The 14,397-nt window shown below is 39.5% G+C and carries 15 protein-coding genes; 3 read left to right on the plus strand and 12 right to left on the minus strand.

Annotated features, from left to right (window positions below):
• Positions 1-117: 117 nt before the first annotated feature.
• Positions 118-315 carry an aspartyl-phosphate phosphatase Spo0E family protein gene (locus BMZ31_RS01355; protein ID WP_302846823.1) on the plus strand — a complete coding sequence of 66 codons (198 nt, stop codon included), beginning with the start codon at positions 118-120 and terminating at the stop codon, positions 313-315.
• Positions 316-367: 52 nt separating this feature from the next.
• Here BMZ31_RS01355 and BMZ31_RS01360 read toward each other — a convergent pair whose 3' ends face one another.
• From BMZ31_RS01360 to BMZ31_RS01400, 9 genes are all read right to left on the minus strand, one after another.
• A complete protein-coding gene (locus tag BMZ31_RS01360; protein WP_090829931.1) occupies positions 368-2,164 on the minus strand; it encodes an ABC transporter ATP-binding protein in 1,797 nt (598 codons plus the stop codon).
• A 1-nt stretch (position 2,165) separates the two neighbouring features.
• On the minus strand, positions 2,166-3,917 hold the full coding sequence (locus BMZ31_RS01365; RefSeq protein ID WP_090829932.1) for an ABC transporter transmembrane domain-containing protein: 1,752 nt from the start codon (positions 3,915-3,917) through the stop codon (positions 2,166-2,168).
• Between the two features lie 138 nt (positions 3,918-4,055).
• Complete coding sequence (locus BMZ31_RS01370; RefSeq protein ID WP_090829933.1) at positions 4,056-4,550, minus strand: GNAT family N-acetyltransferase; 495 nt, start codon at positions 4,548-4,550, stop codon at positions 4,056-4,058.
• A gap of 96 nt (positions 4,551-4,646) precedes the next feature.
• Positions 4,647-4,859 carry a YneF family protein gene (locus BMZ31_RS01375; protein ID WP_090829934.1) on the minus strand — a complete coding sequence of 71 codons (213 nt, stop codon included), beginning with the start codon at positions 4,857-4,859 and terminating at the stop codon, positions 4,647-4,649.
• An 87-nt stretch (positions 4,860-4,946) separates the two neighbouring features.
• The gene (gene sirA, locus BMZ31_RS01380) at positions 4,947-5,387 is read right to left on the minus strand and encodes a sporulation inhibitor of replication protein SirA (RefSeq protein WP_090829935.1); all 441 of its coding nucleotides are present in this window, start codon (positions 5,385-5,387) and stop codon (positions 4,947-4,949) included.
• Positions 5,388-5,600: 213 nt separating this feature from the next.
• The gene (gene tkt, locus BMZ31_RS01385) at positions 5,601-7,607 is read right to left on the minus strand and encodes a transketolase (RefSeq protein ID WP_090829936.1); all 2,007 of its coding nucleotides are present in this window, start codon (positions 7,605-7,607) and stop codon (positions 5,601-5,603) included.
• Between the two features lie 180 nt (positions 7,608-7,787).
• Positions 7,788-8,021 (minus strand): DUF896 domain-containing protein, encoded by a 234-nt coding sequence (locus tag BMZ31_RS01390; protein ID WP_090829937.1) that lies wholly within the window; start codon positions 8,019-8,021, stop codon positions 7,788-7,790.
• Positions 8,022-8,094: 73 nt separating this feature from the next.
• Complete coding sequence (locus BMZ31_RS01395; RefSeq protein WP_090829938.1) at positions 8,095-8,742, minus strand: YneB family resolvase-like protein; 648 nt, start codon at positions 8,740-8,742, stop codon at positions 8,095-8,097.
• 14 nt (positions 8,743-8,756) lie between these two features.
• Positions 8,757-9,077, minus strand: a complete 321-nt coding sequence (locus BMZ31_RS01400) for a cell division suppressor protein YneA (protein WP_254778548.1) — start codon at positions 9,075-9,077, stop codon at positions 8,757-8,759.
• A 158-nt stretch (positions 9,078-9,235) separates the two neighbouring features.
• On the opposite strand from BMZ31_RS01400, the gene lexA reads away from it, so the two are divergent.
• Complete coding sequence (gene lexA, locus BMZ31_RS01405; protein WP_090829939.1) at positions 9,236-9,859, plus strand: transcriptional repressor LexA; 624 nt, start codon at positions 9,236-9,238, stop codon at positions 9,857-9,859.
• A gap of 79 nt (positions 9,860-9,938) precedes the next feature.
• The gene (locus BMZ31_RS01410; RefSeq protein WP_090829940.1) at positions 9,939-10,547 is read left to right on the plus strand and encodes an exonuclease domain-containing protein; all 609 of its coding nucleotides are present in this window, start codon (positions 9,939-9,941) and stop codon (positions 10,545-10,547) included.
• A gap of 551 nt (positions 10,548-11,098) precedes the next feature.
• Here the strand turns inward: BMZ31_RS01410 and glnA are convergent.
• The 3 genes from glnA to BMZ31_RS01425 form a co-directional block, all read right to left on the minus strand.
• A complete protein-coding gene (gene glnA, locus BMZ31_RS01415; RefSeq protein ID WP_090829941.1) occupies positions 11,099-12,433 on the minus strand; it encodes a type I glutamate--ammonia ligase in 1,335 nt (444 codons plus the stop codon).
• Positions 12,434-12,471: 38 nt separating this feature from the next.
• A complete protein-coding gene (locus tag BMZ31_RS01420) occupies positions 12,472-12,876 on the minus strand; it encodes a MerR family transcriptional regulator (protein WP_090829942.1) in 405 nt (134 codons plus the stop codon).
• Positions 12,877-13,130: 254 nt separating this feature from the next.
• Positions 13,131-14,393: a methionine gamma-lyase family protein gene (locus BMZ31_RS01425; protein ID WP_090829943.1), complete on the minus strand. Its 1,263-nt coding sequence runs from the start codon at positions 14,391-14,393 to the stop codon at positions 13,131-13,133.
• Positions 14,394-14,397 lie beyond the last annotated feature (4 nt).

A 14,397-nucleotide genomic window follows, 5' to 3' on the forward strand; every position in this document is an offset into this window, starting at 1 on the left:
GTATGTTTGGATATTTTTTTACATATTTTCTTTGTAACTCTAGCATTTATGAGATATACTAGAGAAACATTATACCTGTTTTCTTCCAATTTAACTATATAGTCTACGGAGAATTCAATGAAGGGAACTACAGCCGTGCTAAAACAAGACTTACTTTCTTTAATTGAAAAAAAACGTGCAGAATTGATTCAAGTTGCTTCCCAGAACGGTTTAAGTTCCTCAGTTGCGATTCGCTACAGCCAAGAACTCGACCATTTACTCAATGAATATAATCGCATTTATATTAAAAAGAACCATCAGTATGTAAGCCTATAAATAATTACTAGAAAGCCTCGTTTCGAAAATGAAACGAGGCTTTCACTATATTCTACCAACTTACAGCATCTTCAAGGCGATCAGTTATGCCATTTTGCAATAAGTACATCTTATGATACAGGCCCCGTATAGCCAATAATTCCTGATGTGTCCCTCTCTCTACGATCTCCCCGTGATGGAGAACAAGGATTAAGTCTGCATCCTGAATCGTTGACAACCTGTGAGCAATCGCGATTGTGGTTCTGCCTTGACGCATTTTCCCAAGCGCTAATTGGATTGCTTCCTCTGTTTCTGTATCGATATTCGCTGTTGCTTCATCGAGCACCAATACTTTTGGGTTGGCCGCAATCGTTCGCGCGAACGCGATCAACTGGCGTTGTCCACTGGAGAATGTAGCTCCACGTTCTACCACTTTATGGTCGTAGCCATCTTCCTGTTTTTCAATGAAGGTATGTGCCTGCACGAATCTTGCAGCCTCTTCCACTTCTTCATCCGTTATCTCTTGATTATGAAGTCTGATATTGTCCTTTACGGTACCGAAAAATAAGAATGGATCCTGTAGAACGAGACCGATTTTTTCGCGAAGTTCTTTTTCATGATAACCTCGAATTGATACACCATCAATAAGGATATCTCCTCGCTCAAATTCATAGAAACGCATCAGCAAATTGATTATCGAACTTTTACCACTGCCCGTATGACCCACAAGTGCGACCGTTTCTCCTGGTTTTGCTGTAAAGGAAATGTTTTTTAAGACATCCTGTTTTCCATCATAAGAGAAGGTCACGTTCTTAAATTGAATTTCTCCATCCTCTAAATGAGTATCATCAATCATAGACTGTTGAGGTGCCAACTCTTTCTCATCGAGCAATTTAAACACGCGAGATCCGGCAACAATGGCCTGTTGATACATCGAAAGTTTCATCATGATTTGATTTACTGGCTCAAAGAAGCGATCCAAGTAATTGACGAAGGCGTATAACACACCAATTTCAATGACATTGTCAAAAGAAGTGATCCCAAAGTAGCTTAGTATGATGACGAGTGCGAACGCATAAACCAAATCCGTTGCCGGTCTAAGTAATAAACCATCTACCTTGATATTACGCATGCCCGCTTGGTAATGCTTATTATTCGTTTCAGCAAACTCTCCGCGTAAGCGTTTCTCCTGACGAAATACTTGAATGATTCCCATCCCTTGCAATGATTCACTAAGCTTCGCATTCAGTTGACTCAACTGTTCACGCATATCTTGATAAAAACGAGAGCTGAATTTTCGATATGTCTTGATAATCATAAAGATGATTGGCAAGATTACAAGGCAGAATAAGGCAAGTTTGACGTTCAATATGAACATTGCCACAAAGATACCAAAAAGCAAAAAGCCACTTTGAATGAAGGTGAACAGGACCGAAACGAACATATCCTTTATGGCTTCTGTATCATTCGTTACCCTCGAAACGATACTCCCAGCAGGTGTCTGATCAAAATATCTTAATCCTAACTGCTGCACTTTTGAAAAAACATCAATTCTCAGCTGCTGAATGATTTTTAAAGCAATTTCCTGAAATTTCAATTGTTGAAAATAGGTAATGATTACATGCATAAGATGAATGCTAAGATAAGCACTACCAAGTATGAGCAACGGCTTGAATGGCAAGTTTCTTGGTGTTAGATAATCGTCGATGAAAATTTTTACAAGAATCGGTCCCAGAATATCTCCTACTGTTGTTAACATCAACAATAAGAAGGCAATGGTTATCTTCTTTTTATGAGGTTTTGCATAAGTCAGCAAACGTAAAAGCACGTTTCGCTGTTCCTTTTCGGTTAACACGATGGATTTTTCCATTTTAACGTCCTCCATGCTCCACGAGTTCTTCTAGCTGCTGACGCAAGTACATGTCCTTGTACCACCCATCCTCGGCCATTAAGTCTTCATGAGTTCCTTGCCCACTGATTTTTCCATCTTCCAGTACAAGAATTAAATTGGCATGTTGGATAGCACTGAGACGATGTGAAGTAATCATCGTCGTCTTACCAGAGCGATTATCTCGTAATGCCGATATGATTGCTTCTTCGGTTTTGGCATCCACTGCGGATAAGGAATCGTCCAGTATAAGGATTTCAGGATTCATCATTAGCGCACGAGCAATCGATATACGCTGTTTCTGGCCTCCTGACAATGATACCCCTCTCTCCCCAACGACGGTTTCATATCCATCGGTGAATAAAAGAATATCTTCATGAATATTTGCCAGTTTAGCTGCATGCTCTATTTCATCTTTACTCGCGTTAGGATTCGTAAAGGCTATGTTTTCAGCAACAGTGGCTGAAAACAAGAAATGGTCTTGAGGCACATAACCAATCGCCTCGCGAAGGCATTCTACTCGATAATCATGAATATTGTGGCTGCCGATTTTGATGCTGCCTTCTGTAACATCAAACTCACGTATCAAGAGCTTTAAAAGTGTCGTCTTTCCAGATCCCGTTTTACCAACAACCCCAAGCGTTCCACCTCTTTCTAATGTGAAAAAGATGTTTTGCAATACGGAACTTGCTTCTCCTGGATACATAAAGCTTACAATATGATAGGAAATATCTCCTTCAGGTACTTCATGGAGGGCATCCTCATGATCAACAATTTCTGCTTTCTCTGAAAGGAGTGCTCGAACACGGTCATAGGACGCGCTTCCTCTTTCCACGATATTAAATAGCCATCCAAATGCAAGCATCGGCCAAATTAACAATCCCAAATATGTTGTGAAGGAGACAAGCTGACCGATGGTTAATTCTCCATTAAGGACAAATCGTGCTCCAAAGCTAATTGAAAGGAAAAAACAAATTCCAACAATCAGTGAAATGGTTGGATCAAACAGACTATCTATCTTCGCAACAGAAAGGTTCTTCTCCACCACTTCTTGTGATTGACGGCGAAAATCCTCAATGTCTTCCTTTTCTTGACCAAATGTCTTGATTACTTTTATGCCATTTATACTTTCTTGAGTTTTATCATTTAAGGAAGAAAAGGCTTCTTGTGCTTTATGGAAACGTTTATGTAATAGCGAGCCATACCAGCTTGTCAAAAGTGCCATGACAGGCATTGGAATTAAACATATAAGCGTCAGTTTCCAACTGATTGTCGCAGCCATGGCGATAATGACAAATCCTCCAGTCGCGAGCGAATCGACAAAAGTTAACACACCTGCTCCTGCAGTCATTTGAATAGCTTGTAAATCATTCGTTGCGTGCGCCATCAAATCACCAACTCTCCTTTTTTGATAAAAGGAAGAAGACATTCTTGTGAAATGATCATAAAGCTGTTCACGTAATATCCGTGAAAGCTTTACTGCCGAACCGAAAATCATAATTCTCCAATAGAATCGAAGGACGTACATCGCAAGGGCAACAATTATGACGATTGCAATCCATTGCATCAATCCAGCCGATGAAAGAGAGCCAGATCTAATTTGGTCGACTACGATACCAATAACCTTCGGTGGAATAAGCTGTAGCATAGCTACAAATAAGAGCAATAAGACTCCTGATATATAAGCCCGTTTTTCCTGTAAAAAGTACCATTTTAACTCAAAAAATACTTTCATATTCTGACTGCCCCCAAAATGCTGAAAATTTAAAATAATCACCAATTTAGTTTATCAAAAACTGCTAAATTTAGGAAGACCTTCGAGACCCTAATAATTTCTTGAACAGAAAAAGACCCGCCGATTATCAGCGAGTCATTAGAGTCTATCTATTGATCGTTCAGAGGTCGAAAATATCTGGATTGACCTCTTATTTTCATCTTGATGCTCTGAGAAGTTTCCATTTGTATATTGTGAAATCACGCTTCTCCAAAATTTCTGAGCCTTTTCATTTTTCTCAATCTGGGTGATTTTCCAATCCCCAGGAAAGCGATTAAATAAATGAAGCGCAGCTTGCTTACCAAAACCCATTCCTGCAAATTTATGGCTAATAAAAAACTCTCTTATAGTATTGGGGGTTGTTCCAATTTGTTTTTCCACTAATGAAAATCCTATTAATTCATCATCATATTTAATTAAATAGGCAAACAAGTGATCCTCGGCCCAATATGAAGACAAATCAAAAGTTTTGAAACTCCCATCACTTTCAAACTTAATAGAAGGTATGTACTTGCTGAATTCATAAATATAGAATTGCATGATATTGTGTAAGTACTTTTCATCTTCTTTTTTCGCTTCAATTAGCCGTATCATACTACCTCCAGATGTCTGAATTTTCTATATTACAACATGACTCGAAGTGCTTTTTTACGAAAAAAGCACTCATATAATATGAGTGCTTGTACACCATTATTTAGATTGCTTGTTCATGGCGCTCATCATTTGATTGATTTTCTTTTGCGATGGCTTCATACCCATCTGCATCATCATCATTTTTAACATTTGTTCATTGATTGGCGGATTTTTCTGTAAATAGCTCATCATATACTTACGAGCAATGAAAAATCCTAGTGCTATACCAGCGATTAAGCAAAGTATACCAACTAGAATGTAATAACCCATTCTATTTTCCTCCTTCATGTTGTCTATCATACAGTGTACTAGACCAAAGGTAATTATACAATATCCTCAGATGATTAGACAAATTAATTAGACAAATTTTCTTTCTTTTATCGGCTTTAGCCAACCAAATTTGTTGTGATCCAGATCAACAGCTAGAAAAGAAGGCTCACATTTACGAAGGACCTCAAAGAAAGCCGTTTCTGCTTCAAAACTTCCCTCTGCCTCTAAAATAATCATTCCTTCATCGACACGCATTTTTGCATGACCAATCATACCATTCATCTCTAAATAATACGTACCTTCTTCTATACGAAATCCTTTTAGTTTTCCTAGTTGTTGATGGACAACCTGGTGAATCCTTAAAGCAGGAATTGGCTTGGTAACGTATTGCACCTGCTTGTTCACTATGTATTTTAAATCACCGCTAGACTGTTCGTTTTCTTGAAATAGTTGAAAAAACATGCGTTCTCTTCCGAAGTAATGCGAGGCGAACTCATCTTCTATTAAATATAGCTGATATTTTCTCACCACAATCTCTCCTCGTCGATAACTCTCTTTTTTCTATTATAGGAAAATCAAACGTGAACGTTTGTCTTTTGGTGGCAAAAAAAAGGACTGATTTTGTCGAATTCACAAATTTCTAACTATTCCTTCTATTATATCGTACGCATTCTGTATATGTCACCTAATAATAAATAGAAAAAAAGAGAGGGAACGGAAATCCGCCTCTCTCTTTCAATTTTAGTTTTGTAATAGAGCTTTCACACGTGCAACAACGTTGTTTACGCTGAATCCGAACTCTTCCATGATTTTTTCACCAGGAGCAGATGCACCGAAAGTATCAATTGCTAATACTTCCCCTTCATCACCTGCGTATCGATGCCAACCAAGAGAAGTTCCCATTTCAATTGCTAAACGCTTCTTCACAGCTTTTGGAATAACTGAATCCTTGTATTCCTTTGATTGAGCTTCGAAACGATCCCATGATGGCATACTTACAACAGAAACATGGATTCCTTCGCCAGCTAGTGCAACTTGAGCTTCAACTGCAAGTCCTACTTCAGAACCTGAAGCTAATAGCAATGCATCCGGAGTATCACGCTCAGATGGTGATACTACATAAGCACCTTTAGAAACGCCTTCGTATGCATTCACATCAGTACCTTTCAACGTTGGAAGGTTTTGACGAGTCAATACAAGAGCAGTTGGCTTGTTAGTAGATTCAACCGCAAGTTTCCAAGCAGCTGCCGTTTCATTTCCATCTGCAGGACGGATGATTTGCAGATTTGGCATAGCTCTTAACGCAGCCAATTGTTCAACTGGTTCATGTGTTGGGCCGTCTTCACCAACAGCAATGCTGTCATGAGTGAAAACATAAGTTACCGGGAGACCCATTAATGCTGCCAAACGGATAGCAGGACGAAGGTAATCAGAGAATACAAAGAAAGTTCCTCCAAATACTTTTACGCCACCGTGCAGCGCAATACCATTCATTGCAGCACCCATCGCGAACTCACGAACACCAAACCAGATGTTACGTCCTTCAAAGCTTGCAGGCATGAAGTCTGCAGAACCTTTGATTAAAGTTTTGTTTGATCCTGCAAGGTCAGCTGATCCACCCCAGAATGTTGGAAGGTTCTTTGCAATGCCATTTAATACTTCTGCAGAAGAAGCACGACTTGCAAGACTCTTGCCTTCACTGTATACAGGGATATCCTTGTCCCATCCTTCAGGAAGCTCTCCGTTTAGAGCAGTCTCAAGTTGTGCAGCCAATTCAGGATACTGTTGCTTGTATTGAGCGAACATTTCGTTCCACTCTTTTTCTTTCTTTTCGCCGTTTTCAACGATCATTTTCTTAAAGTGAGCGTAAACTTCATCAGGAACATGGAAATCAGCATCGAAAGTCCATTTATATGCTTCCTTCGTTAATTTCAGTTCATCCGCACCAAGTGGAGCACCATGCACGTCTGAAGTACCTGCCATGTTTGGAGAACCATAACCGATAACCGTCTTCACTTCAATCATAGTTGGACGCTCTAGGTCGCTCTTCGCTTCTTCCAATGCATTAGCGATTTCTTCAAGATTGTTTCCATCTTGAACACGAATGTATTGCCATCCGTAAGCTTTGAAACGATCTGCAACACTTTCAGAGAATGATTGAGATAAGTCACCATCTAAAGAGATATCGTTTGAATCGTAAAGAACAATGTAACGACCAAGTTTTAAGTGACCTGCTAATGATGCAGCCTCCGCAGAAACACCTTCCATTAAGTCGCCATCCCCACAAATGCTATATGTAAAATGGTTTACTAGTTCGAAGTTTTCTTTATTGTATGTGGCAGCAACATGACGCTCAGCCATTGCCATACCTACACCCATAGCAATACCTTGACCTAAGGGACCAGTAGTTGCCTCAACGCCAACAGTGTGACCAAATTCAGGGTGACCAGGTGTTTTGCTTCCCCATTGACGGAATTCCTTTAAGTCTTCCATTGTTAATCCATAGCCAGATAAGTGTAACAAGCTGTATAAAAGCATTGAACCATGACCAGCAGAAAGAACGAAACGGTCTCGGTTGAACCAGTTTGGATTGTTTGGATTATGGTTCATGTGTCTTGTCCATAAAGTATATGCCATCGGAGCAGCGCCCATTGGCATTCCTGGGTGACCAGAATTTGCCTTTTCAATTGCATCAATTGATAACGTACGGATAGATGTTACGGATAAAGCATCAATAGTATCAAACATTAAAAAACACCCTTTCATAAATACAATGAATAACTTTTCAACTTAATATTATATCTAGCATGATTCTAATACAACAATATACCCTTTAATCTTAACAAAACGGCACTTTGTTTCTTATTTTGTCACAATATCAAAATGCTATGTAAAAAATAGGAATACTCATCGTATTCCTTAGTGACTTTAATGAAGGCGGTTTTTCGCCTGGTGATCTTTTAATTTTTTCGGAGTGACGTCCGTTCCATTTGGATCGACAATTTTCACACTCGTAAGCGTATTTAACATAGAAGAACGAAATGTTTCCAAGTATTCTTTACGAAGCTTTGATTGTTCCTTCGCTTCTTCTTCTGATAATCCTGTGGATTTCGCCTTATTTGCCAGTTCATTGATTCTCGCCATTTTTTCAGTTGGCAGCATGCATCATGACCTTCTTTCACGTAAACTAAATGCCATAATACTAGAAAAAAGACCTTTTGACAAGGCAAAAGGTCTACTCACTGATGGTGTCTATATATTCTTTATATCTCCTATGCACCGTTGCTTTTGAGACATGATACCCAAATCCTCTTAAAGTTGAGGCAATCTCAGTAAAAGTCAATCCGTTGTTCCTCAGTTTCACTATCTCCTCAGTAGGGATATCAATTTTGTCCCTTCCTCCGTTTTCACCGAGATTTTTAAGATTTTTCTGTGGCCTGTATCCATTATCAACCGCTCTCTTCATCCCACGTTTAATCTTAATATTATGTAGCTTCCTTTGATATTCCTCTACCATGCTCACAATCTGCAAGACCATTGAGTCCGATTCGGAAAGTTGAAGTTCACCATCATGAGAAATGCTATAAAGTTTCACATTTTCTTTCATAATAAAATGAAGCAGGGCAATCTTAGCATTCCCTCGTCCCAACCTCGTTTCATCCTGAATCAAAAGACCATCAATTTGCTTTTGTTTTATTAAATCAAGAATTTCAAGAATTCCCTCACGTTCCAGATCGTAACCACTTGCCTGTTCAGAGATTATTTTGACAACTTCAAAGCCTTTTCTGTTCGCAAGATTCGTCAGTTCTTCTGCCTGTCTCACCAACGATGTTTCCTGTGCTTCTTTTGTTGTACTGACACGACAATAAATAACAGCCTTCATTCTATCACCACTTATTATTCATTTACGATCCCGGCCAATTGAGTACTTTGCTCTTCCTTTGCAATCGGAATGATTAATTCCTCACCAGGAATAATGAAATCTCCTTCGATCTCATTATTTTTTTTAACCCATTGAACAAATTCCTTTGGTGACATGTCATGCTGGGCACTGTAATTATCAGCAATTTCCCATAAGGAATCCCCTTCAGAAATCGTCACTTTCACAAATTTCTCATCAATTGCATCATCGTATTTAAAAGACATGATAAAAGCTGACAAACAGCTTAGTACAAGTAAAATAATAGCATAAGAATATTCGTTCCATAACTTCTTCATGATCCGCACCTCTTATTCGAATGTATGTTCGCTTTCTTGTTTTTATTATAAAACGAACATTTGTTTCCAGTCAAGCGAAAATTCGAACTTATGTTTGTATCATTAAGGAAGACATGTTATAATAAAGTCAACAATAACCAGACGAGGTGAATTTAGTTATGGCAAAAGTATCTAAGCGGCAGCAAGATATCCTCGAATTCATCAAAGGCGAAGTAAAGAAAAAAGGATATCCGCCTTCCGTCCGTGAGATTGGTGAAGCTGTTGGTCTTGCCTCAAGCTCTACCGTTCATGGCCATCTTGCTCGCCTTGAAAGCAAAGGCCTTATTAGAAGGGACCCTACTAAGCCTAGAGCAATTGAAATTTTAGAATTAGATGATGCCGTTCATATCCCACAAGCACGAGTGATAAATGTACCAATTGTAGGTAAAGTAACAGCTGGTATGCCTATTACTGCCATTGAAAATGTCGAGGAGTACTTCCCTCTACCCGAACGACTCGCTCCTGCAGACGAACAGGTTTTCATGCTTGAAATCATGGGGGAAAGTATGATTGAAGCTGGTATCCTTGATGGAGATTATGTTATCGTCAAACAACAAAAGACTGCCAACAATGGGGATATCGTTGTAGCTATGACGGATGAAGATGAAGCGACTTGTAAAAGATTTTTCAAAGAAAAAGACTACATTCGCCTTCAGCCTGAAAATTCTACTATGGAACCTATCATCCTTAGAAACGTATCGATTTTAGGTAAAGTTATCGGCGTTTACCGCGACATCCATTAAGAGGCAAGCATCCATGCTTGTCTTTTTATTTTTGTTTCCTAGTTTGGTAGAATAGGTATTTATAGAGGAAGGTGTTAATGTGAACACTGAAAAAAATATTGGGCTCCTAGCCGATGTTGAGACAACTGGTCTGCGCCCAGGCTCAGATGAGATGATAGAACTTGGTTTAATATTGTTTTCCTACCAAAGGGACACTGGGGAAATTCTTGATATTCTTGAAAAGCAGTCGTTCCTTCGCGAGCCACTATCACGGACAGCTAAAGCAAATTATGCGGGCGCTTTTCGTGTCCACGGCATTCCCTACAATTCAGTAGAGGGTAAAGCTTTTCCTGATCATGAAATAAAGCCATTATTATCTGCTGCTGACTCTATTTTTGCCCATAACGCATCTTTTGACCGAAGCTTTATGTTCCAGATGTATCCTGAAGTTAATGATATGAATTGGTACTGCACGATGAGGAATATCGGGTGGAAAAACTACGGTCACGAAAACAGCAAGCTTCTAACATTACTGGCCGCACACGGTATATCACGACATCAAACCCACCGTGCCATGGACGATATTGAATTCTTGATGGAACTTCTTAAGAAACAAAGCCCAAATGGCAATACCTATTTATCTGAAGTTGTGGCAAAAAAGCCAATGAAAAAGTATGCACCTGCTGTAAGCAAAGCACGATTCTATTAAAAAATGCCCTGTTCTGTGTACCAGATAGGGCATTTTTTACATTCTATTACAAATTCAATAAAAATATTGTTGATGTATTTAGCAAGCAAATATCACAATTAACGAGTAGCCATAATGAACAGTAAGTTATGTGCATGACGATGTGGTTCAATAAGTCTACGAGAGTCGAGTATGTATTTTCGCCTAATAATTTTTCCCATACTTCATTATCTGCGAGTATTTTGATATCATCTTGGATGTTTTTTGCTATTCTAGTCCAAGACTCAATCCTACTTATGCATCCATGTACGTTTTTTAAAGTACCCCTTCTTTCACATTCTAGATGTTTTGATTTAATCGATATGAAAACCTGATTTATCAATACGATTTCCCGATATATCAATACCAAAACTTCATTTATCAATACGATTTAATCGGATATCGACGAGCCGACACAATCCGACACCACGAACCACCCAAATTACCCATACATGTATCTCCCGGTACCCTCATGCTTACAAATACAATATAAAAACCCTTCACACCAAATGGTATGAAGGGCCCTCTTTATTTTAGTACATGCTCATGTATTGTTCGCGTTCCCATGGGTGAACTTGTGTGCGGAACATATCCCACTCGATTTCCTTCGCTTCTACGAAGTGCTCAAGAATGTGTTCACCAAGTGCTGAAATGATAACTTCGTCTTTCTTCAACAAGTCTAATGCTTGTGCAAGAGTTGCTGGAAGATCGTCGATTCCTTCAGCTACACGCTCTTCTTTGTTCATTACATAGATGTTGCGATCTACTGGAGCAGGAGGAGTCAAGTTGTTCTTGATTCCGTCAAGACCAGCTGCTAAAAGAACAGCCATTGCCAAGTATGGGTTTGCAGCCGGGTCAACGCTACGTACTTCTACACGTGTGCTTAGTCCACGTGAAGCCGGGATACGGATGAGCGGTGAACGGTTTCTTGCAGACCAAGCTACATAACAAGGAGCTTCGTAGCCAGGAACCAAACGCTTGTAAGAGTTTACTGTTGGGTTAGTAACAGCAGTAAAACCTGAAGCGTGTTTGATGATACCAGCGATGAATTGACGAGCAGTATCGCTTAGTTCAAGGTTTCCTTTTGTATCGTAGAAAGAATTTACGCCATTCTTAAATAAAGATAAGTTACAGTGCATTCCAGAACCGTTTACACCGAATAATGGTTTTGGCATGAATGTAGCGTGCAATCCGTGCTTACGAGCGATTGTCTTTACAACTAGCTTGAAAGTTTGGATTTGGTCACAAGCTGTTAATGCATCAGCATACTTGAAGTCGATTTCGTGTTGTCCTGGTGCTACTTCATGGTGAGATGCTTCGATTTCAAAGCCCATCTCTTCTAATTCAAGAACGATGTCTCGGCGGCAGTTTTCACCAAGGTCAGTTGGAGCTAAGTCGAAGTATCCTCCGTTGTCGTTCAATTCCAGTGTTGGCTCACCTTTTTGGTCAAGCTTGAAAAGGAAGAATTCTGGCTCAGGCCCTAAGTTAAAGTTCGTGAAGCCAAGCTCTTTCATTTCATTCAAGATTCGGCGAAGATTGTTGCGTGGGTCGCCATCAAATGGTGTTCCATCTGGATTGTAGATGTCACAAATTAGACGAGCAACCTTACCTTTTTCAGCTGTCCAAGGGAATACTACCCAAGTGTCAAGATCCGGGAATAAGTACATATCTGACTCTTCAATACGAACAAATCCTTCGATAGAAGATCCGTCAAACATCATTTTATTATCAAGCGCTTTGTCCAATTGGCTAACTGGAATTTCAACGTTCTTGATTGTTCCTAGAATGTCTGTGAATTGTAAACGGATAAATTTAACGTTTTCTTCTTTCGCCAAACGGCGGATGTCATCTGCAGTAAACTTTGCCATCTCATATTCCTCCTATTTTATAAACAACTATTTAAATTTTAATGGAAAAAGCGACCTTGTCTAAGCGATGGCGATGAACGGTTGAAGCGACCTGCTTGTTGCAGTTCGTTTCGCAATAGCTTTCTTAGTTCTTCGTCGCTTAAATCGCGTTTTACTTTTTCCGCTTGTTGCTGTACTTCTTCTGGCATGACCTTTTGCTCTTTTATTAAGAAAAGCTGCTTAATGCCGGCCATGTTTACTCCTTGATCAATCAAATCCTTAATCTCCAGGAGCTTATCGATATCATTTAAACTGAATACCCGTGTGTTTCCCTTAGTCCTAGCAGGAGAAATCAATTGGTGTTCTTCGTAATATCGAATCTGTCTTGCAGTTAATTCCGTTAGCTGCATGACAATTCCAATCGGAAACAACGGCATCGAACGGCGGATTTCACTTCCACTCATGATTCTCCTCCTCATTCAAGCCTTACCATATTCGTATTATATGAGATGTTATATTAGTTGTCAAATATACGTTAGATTATCTCACATGGTTTTTTAATGCGAATTTCACAAGTACTTTCTGAAGTTCATATGCTCGTATGTACGAAGTCACCTTTCAACGTATTCCCTATTTCAACATAATAAAACTAACCTTTTACTGTTAAAAAAAGACAGCTTATAATAAGCTGCCTTTTCAATCTATCTATAATATTTCTTTAAATGAGTCCTTTATCCATCAAACGGTCAAGCGCTAAACAAACTGCAATTTTAACATGAGAATAAGTTAAACCACCTTGAACGTACGCCACATACGGAGGTCGAATTGGACCATCTGCTGTTAACTCAATGCTCGCACCTTGAATGAATGTCCCTGCTGCCATGATGACATCATCTTCGTAACCAGGCATGTATGCGGGATAAGCTGTGACGTGAGAATTGATTGGTGAAGCAAATTGGATTGCCTGACAGAAAGCCACCATCTTGTCACGATCATTAAATTGAACCGACTGAATAAGATCTGTACGAATAGCGTTCCATTTTGGAGAAGAATTCATCCCAAGCTTTTCTAAAATCGCCGCGGTAAATACGGCACCTTTTAATGCCTGTCCAACAACATGCGGCGCAAGGAAGAAACCTTGATACATCTCTTGCAAACTATATAGTGATGCCCCAGCTTCTGCACCAATACCCGGTGAAGTCATTCGATACGAACATGCTTCTACCCATTGTTTTTTCCCGACGATGTAGCCCCCTGTTTTTGCAAGCCCCCCGCCAGGATTTTTTATTAAGGATCCAGCCATTAAATCTGCGCCTACATGGCAAGGTTCCAATTCTTCAACAAATTCACCGTAACAGTTATCAACAAAGACAACTACATCACTTTTGATTTCTTTGACAAATTGAATCATTTCTTTTATTTGTGCAACAGTATAGGAAGGTCTAGTTGCGTAACCTTTTGAACGTTGAATACCAATCATTTTAGTATTAGGCTTGATCGCTTTTGCAACCGCATCATAATCGATTCCACCCAAATCAGTGAGTGGGACACTATTGTAGCCTATCCCAAACTCCTTTAAAGATCCGACACCGTTTCCACGGATACCGACGATTTCCTCAAGTGTGTCATAAGGCTTTCCTGTGATATACAGGAGTTCGTCCCCAGGACGCAATACCCCAAACAAGGCGATGGAAATAGCGTGCGTTCCGGAGATGATTTGCGGACGAACCAATCCCATTTCTCCCCCAAAAACCTCTGCATATATGCTTTCTAAAGTATCGCGTCCGGTATCATCATAGCCATACCCTGTACTTGGAATAAAATGAGAGTCACTCACTTTGTTTTTTTGATAGCTCGTCAATACACGAAACTGATTACTTTCGATTCGTTCATCAATTCCTTTATGTACCTCGGAAATTTGCTGTTCAACTTCTTTAGCAAGTTCTTGAAGCTTGTTTCCATGTTTTAAATTTTGAAACATGATC

The sequence above is a fragment of the Bacillus sp. cl95 genome (assembly GCF_900115925.1).
Taxonomy (GTDB): domain Bacteria; phylum Bacillota; class Bacilli; order Bacillales; family Cytobacillaceae; genus Neobacillus_A.

Excerpts from the sequence above, each read along its gene's own strand:
- BMZ31_RS01355 (WP_302846823.1), top strand. The coding sequence starts at position 118 with ATGAAGGGAACTACAGCCGTGCTAAAACAAGACTTACTTTCTTTAATT.
- BMZ31_RS01360 (WP_090829931.1), bottom strand. The coding sequence starts at position 2,164 with ATGGAAAAATCCATCGTGTTAACCGAAAAGGAACAGCGAAACGTGCTT.
- BMZ31_RS01365 (WP_090829932.1), bottom strand. The coding sequence starts at position 3,917 with ATGAAAGTATTTTTTGAGTTAAAATGGTACTTTTTACAGGAAAAACGG.
- BMZ31_RS01370 (WP_090829933.1), bottom strand. The coding sequence starts at position 4,550 with ATGATACGGCTAATTGAAGCGAAAAAAGAAGATGAAAAGTACTTACAC.
- BMZ31_RS01375 (WP_090829934.1), bottom strand. The coding sequence starts at position 4,859 with ATGGGTTATTACATTCTAGTTGGTATACTTTGCTTAATCGCTGGTATA.
- tkt (WP_090829936.1), bottom strand. The coding sequence starts at position 7,607 with ATGTTTGATACTATTGATGCTTTATCCGTAACATCTATCCGTACGTTA.
- BMZ31_RS01390 (WP_090829937.1), bottom strand. The coding sequence starts at position 8,021 with ATGCTGCCAACTGAAAAAATGGCGAGAATCAATGAACTGGCAAATAAG.
- BMZ31_RS01395 (WP_090829938.1), bottom strand. The coding sequence starts at position 8,742 with ATGAAGGCTGTTATTTATTGTCGTGTCAGTACAACAAAAGAAGCACAG.
- BMZ31_RS01400 (WP_254778548.1), bottom strand. The coding sequence starts at position 9,077 with ATGAAGAAGTTATGGAACGAATATTCTTATGCTATTATTTTACTTGTA.
- lexA (WP_090829939.1), top strand. The coding sequence starts at position 9,236 with ATGGCAAAAGTATCTAAGCGGCAGCAAGATATCCTCGAATTCATCAAA.
- glnA (WP_090829941.1), bottom strand. The coding sequence starts at position 12,433 with ATGGCAAAGTTTACTGCAGATGACATCCGCCGTTTGGCGAAAGAAGAA.
- BMZ31_RS01420 (WP_090829942.1), bottom strand. The coding sequence starts at position 12,876 with ATGAGTGGAAGTGAAATCCGCCGTTCGATGCCGTTGTTTCCGATTGGA.
- BMZ31_RS01425 (WP_090829943.1), bottom strand. The coding sequence starts at position 14,393 with ATGTTTCAAAATTTAAAACATGGAAACAAGCTTCAAGAACTTGCTAAA.